The following is a 4,307-nucleotide window of genomic DNA, read 5'->3' as shown; positions in this document are numbered from 1 at the left end:
CGGCATCGAAATCTTCACGCAATCGCACCGCTGCCGCCATGACGAACCTCCCTCGGTTCGCCAATAAGAATCAGACATTTGCCGATTCGGGAATCCGAGGTGAGTCAGACTCACGGCAGGTTGGTATAAGCTAGCGCAAAGATCGCGCTGATCCGCTTTCTGCTGGCCATTCTGACGTCGCCGTTCAAGTCGAAAAGCCGGCTTGAAGCGGAGAACGCGGCGCTCCGGCAGCAGCTGGTTGTGCTGCAACGGAAGGTGAAAAGCCGAGTAGCGCTTTCAAACGGCGACCGCCTCTTCTTCGTCCAACTTTACCGATGGTTTCCGTCGATCCTCGAGGTCCTGACGATCATCCAGCCTGAGACATTGGTGCGCTGGCATCGGGCCGGCTTTCACCGTTATTGGCGCTGGACGTCACGGCGACGCGGCGGACGGCCGCGGATTCACACGGAGCTGCGGGCGCTGATCCGGCAGATGAGCGTCGAGAACCGGCTGTGGGGCGCGCCGCGCATTCATGGCGAATTGCTGAAGCTCGGATTCGAGGTTTCCCAGTCGACGGTCGCCAAATACATGGCCAGACGACGAGGACCGCCAAGCCAAGGATGGCGCGCCTTTCTCGCCAACAATGCGCCGCATATCGCTGCAATGGATTTGTTCGTTGTGCCGACCATCGGTTTCGCCCTGCTTTCTGCTTTTGTGATCGTCCGGCTCGACTGGCGAACCCTTGTCTGGACCGTCACCAGACATCCGACAGCGGACTGGATTGCGCGTCAGATCACCGAGGCTTTTCCGTGGGATGAGGCTCCGCGCTATTTGATCCGTGATCGGGATGGCGTCTTTGGCGTCGTCGTCACCCGTCGGCTACGCGCCATGGGCATACGAGACAAGCCGATTGCCCCTGCGTCGCCCTGGCAGAACGCTTTCGCCGAACGGTTGATCGGGTCGATCCGCCGCGAGTGCGTCGACCAACTCCTTGTCTTGGGCGAACGGCATCTGCGTCGGATTCTGCGATGCTACGCGCATTATTACAACGAAGTGAGGACGCATCGGTCGTTAAACAAAGACGCGCCGATCTCTCGCGCCGTTCAGTGGATTGGAGCCATCAAATCGCACGCCGTCCTCGGCGGACTCCATCACCATTACGTCCGGATATAGTTTTCAGCACACACACGACGGCATGGTGCGAACCTCGCTTTTTGAAGCGGCCCATATCATGCTGACGCGAGCGATTCGCTTTTCGAGCTTGAAACGCTGGGCGCTCGCGAGGCGCTTGGGTTGATCCCTATCCCCCGCTCGATAAGCTCGACGTCGAAGAAGGTAAGCCTGGTATATCTTTACGACAGCTTCGTCAGTTGGCGCTTTAACGCCAAGAAACTCACAAACATGTGAGAGCGGTTTAGTCCGTTGACTCATTTTTCATATATGGCGATAGCGCCGTAAGCGGAAGCAACTCTTTGCATCGCCCATACCATTATGTCGGCCCCGGTGACGTGGCCAAATTTTCCTCTCCATCCTTCAGCTAATGCCTGCCAGTGTCGTTGCTGTGATCTTGCCATTTCTGCGCGATAGCCTTCGGAGAATTTGGGCCTTAGAAGAGAACGCATCATAAGAAACATTTGCCTTAGGTTGACCAGAGCCACTCGCTCTTCCTGCGAAATAAATGACAACCCTAAGCGCCGCCCAATTTCGAGTTCAACCTCTTCTTCTGCTACAGCGCGTTCTTTATAAAACTCTAATAATATTTGTTGTGTCGACCTGGGGGCACGACTCACGCTATTGGCTGGGATTGAACCGTCCTCAAAATTCGTCCCAATGCCACTGGAAGGGTAGCCGATGTTTATCCTGCTGTTATAAATAGAATAGTCACCAGTTTTGAGCCCCGTGATGAACGCGTCCTCAAGTTCTTTCTCACGCTTACGCAAGTCTTCATTTTCATAGTCGCGCCGTAATTCATATTGCCGTTCGGAGGATGGATTGCCGTCGTCCTCGTCGCTCATAGTTGCGCCGTCCTCTGCATCCGGCATTCGCCAGATAGCCACATCTTCCAGCCCAAATCTGCGACGGTTGGGCATTGTTGGCAAGCCTGAACGACACAGCGCAGTTTGACCGGCCTTGGAGCGGGCCAACTCCTCGCCCAGGCGCCCAAGAATGTTGCGTTTCCAGTTTTCGCGACGCAATTCTCCTGTGGTTTGCAGCGAACACATTGCAATCGAACGCCTTACGCGGACGACGCGGACGGAGGCGGCCGAAGTTCCGCGATCATGTGCAGGATGTCGGCGAAGATGTTTTTCCGAACGGCGACCTCCGCCAGTTGGAACGCGACGTAGCGCCGTGGCTGTCGACCTTCGCGCCGATCTTGATCAGCTATTCGCGCAGCGTCGTCATCGACCAGTCTTTGATCGGCTCCGGCGTCGCCAGCGTGCGCAGGAAATTTCCGAGATCATAGGCGTGCGCGTGAAGTTGTAGACGGACGGCGTTGGCGGCGAACGAACGGCACGACAGTCGCGTCCATTTGATCGCGGCTTTGCCCTCCTTGATCTGAACAATTTCTGCCCTGGTCTCCCTTCATCGGGTGGATGGCGGCAGGTTCAAACATGGAATCGACAGCTGCGATCGCGGCTTCCGACATCGACTGCTCCTCATCAAAATTGTCTGCCGGCGAACCGGCGCTTCAGCCGCGACCGGATGACGATCGCTGCGATATTCAGAAACGCAATTACCGCGATCAGAAGGCAGGTGGTGACGAAAACCATGGGCTTGCCGGCTTCCGAATTGCGAGATTGGAACCCCACGTCGTAGATATGAAAGCCGAGGTGCATGAAACTGCGTTCCAGATGCACGAAAGGGAAGTAGCCGTCGAACGGCAACGTTGGAGCGAGCTTGACGACGCCGACCAGCATCAATGGCGCCACTTCTCCAGCGCCCCGAGCCATGGCCAGAATAATCCCAGTCATTATTCCCGGCATGGCGCGCGGAAGAACGATGTTCTTGATCGTTTGCCACTTCGATGCGCCACAGGCGAGCGAACCCTCGCGCATCGACCGTGGCACTGCAGCGAGCGCCTCCTCTGTCACAACAATTACGACCGGAACCGTCAGCAGAGCCAGCGTCAGCGCGGACCAGAGGATCCCGCCGGTCCCGAAAGTCGGCGCCGGGAGCCGCTCGGGGAAGAACAAATCATCGATATGGGCGCCGATGCCGTAGGCGAAGAAGCCGAGTCCGAAGACGCCGTAAACGATCGACTGATGATCTCGAAAATTGACGGGAACCATCCATAAAGCTGGACGAAGAAGAGGCGGTCGCAGTTCGCAATCGCTACTCGGCCTTTCACCTTTCGTTGCAACACAACCAGCTGCTGCCGGAGCGCAGCGTTCTCCGCTTCAAGCCGACTTTTCGACTTGAACGGCGACGCCAGAATGGCCGGCAGAAAGCGGATGAGCGCGATCATGTCGCCAGCTTAGCCAATTCACGACCTCCCTCAACCCCGGATGAACTTTTTCAACACACACAGCATCTGCGTCGGATTCTGCGATGCTACGCTCATTATTACAACGAAGTGAGAACGCATCGGTCGTTAAACAAGGATGCGCCGATGTCTCGTGCCGTTCAGCGAATTGGAGACATCAAATCGCACGCCCTCCTCGGCGGACTCCATCACCAGTACGGCCGGATTTGGTTTTCGGCACACACAGGCTTACCCAGTAAGCCATGTTCGCCCATCACCCGCCGCACGCGTCGGGGACTGGCGCGAACGCCGGCGACCCGAAGCCGCGCCCATAGCTTGCGGTAGCCCAGCCCTCGCCGTGAAAACCGGACTCCGCGATAAGACGGCGGATATGGTCAGCCAGTTCCGCGTCCGAACAAGCGCCGATCGGGCCTGGCCGGCGTCGTGGGGCCAAAACGCACAACCCGAGTCGGCGCCGGAGCCGCACAGCGGAAAAATTTGTTCAGCCGTCGACCTTAATCACCAATTTATTGGTTCGTGTGTTTATGACCACGACATCGGCCGATCGTTCCGTTCCTTTGACTTTTCTGGCGACCGCAACAGCGTCGCGGACATCATAGAACCGGTCGTGCAAAACCTTGTCGACGCGGACTTCAAAGGGACATTCGACGAGCTTCGTCGGCGTTTCTGCGTTCATGAGCTGCGATAGAGATACCCTTGGCGGGCTGTGAGCAAGGTTTCCCGGTTGCGATCTCGTTAGCCGATAGCTCTTTCTCAAAGCGGCCGCGACCTGCTGAAGCCTACGTCGACGCTAAGACCGTCGTCAGCGCCCACGCTTCGTCTTCGCGACAGCCTTGGCGTCGTC

At 57.3% G+C, this 4,307-nt stretch carries 4 protein-coding genes and 3 pseudogenes; 3 read left to right on the top strand and 4 right to left on the bottom strand.

Annotated features, from left to right (window positions below; all coding sequences use genetic code 11):
* Positions 1-255: 255 nt before the first annotated feature.
* Both QZ964_RS03245 and QZ964_RS03240 read left to right on the top strand, forming a co-directional pair.
* The gene (locus QZ964_RS03245; RefSeq protein WP_292528736.1) at positions 256-1,152 is read left to right on the top strand and encodes an integrase core domain-containing protein; all 897 of its coding nucleotides are present in this window, start codon (positions 256-258) and stop codon (positions 1,150-1,152) included.
* A gap of 16 nt (positions 1,153-1,168) precedes the next feature.
* Positions 1,169-1,273, top strand: a pseudogene (locus tag QZ964_RS03240) (IS110 family transposase); the annotation flags it as partial.
* Between the two features lie 133 nt (positions 1,274-1,406).
* Here QZ964_RS03240 and QZ964_RS03235 read toward each other — a convergent pair.
* The 4 genes and pseudogenes from QZ964_RS03235 to QZ964_RS03220 form a co-directional block, all read right to left on the bottom strand.
* Positions 1,407-2,201, bottom strand: coding sequence for a hypothetical protein (locus QZ964_RS03235; RefSeq protein WP_292528735.1), 795 nt, complete (start codon positions 2,199-2,201; stop codon positions 1,407-1,409).
* A gap of 14 nt (positions 2,202-2,215) precedes the next feature.
* Positions 2,216-2,538, bottom strand: a pseudogene (locus QZ964_RS03230) (transposase); the annotation flags it as partial.
* Between the two features lie 101 nt (positions 2,539-2,639).
* The gene (locus tag QZ964_RS03225; RefSeq protein ID WP_292528734.1) at positions 2,640-3,269 is read right to left on the bottom strand and encodes a PstA family ABC transporter permease; all 630 of its coding nucleotides are present in this window, start codon (positions 3,267-3,269) and stop codon (positions 2,640-2,642) included.
* 427 nt (positions 3,270-3,696) lie between these two features.
* Positions 3,697-3,890: pseudogene (locus tag QZ964_RS03220) on the bottom strand (IS3 family transposase); the annotation flags it as partial.
* Here QZ964_RS03220 and QZ964_RS03215 point away from each other — a divergent pair.
* Positions 3,834-4,151 (top strand): hypothetical protein, encoded by a 318-nt coding sequence (locus QZ964_RS03215; RefSeq protein ID WP_292528738.1) that lies wholly within the window; start codon positions 3,834-3,836, stop codon positions 4,149-4,151. The pseudogene QZ964_RS03220 and the gene QZ964_RS03215 sit on opposite strands and share 57 nt — an antisense overlap.
* Positions 4,152-4,307: the final 156 nt, after the last annotated feature.

The organism is Methylocystis sp. (assembly GCF_021731785.1).
Classification (GTDB): Bacteria; Pseudomonadota; Alphaproteobacteria; order Rhizobiales; family Beijerinckiaceae; genus Methylocystis.
Note: the sequence above shows the minus strand (reverse complement) of the source record. Positions and strands in the feature narration are given on the sequence as shown.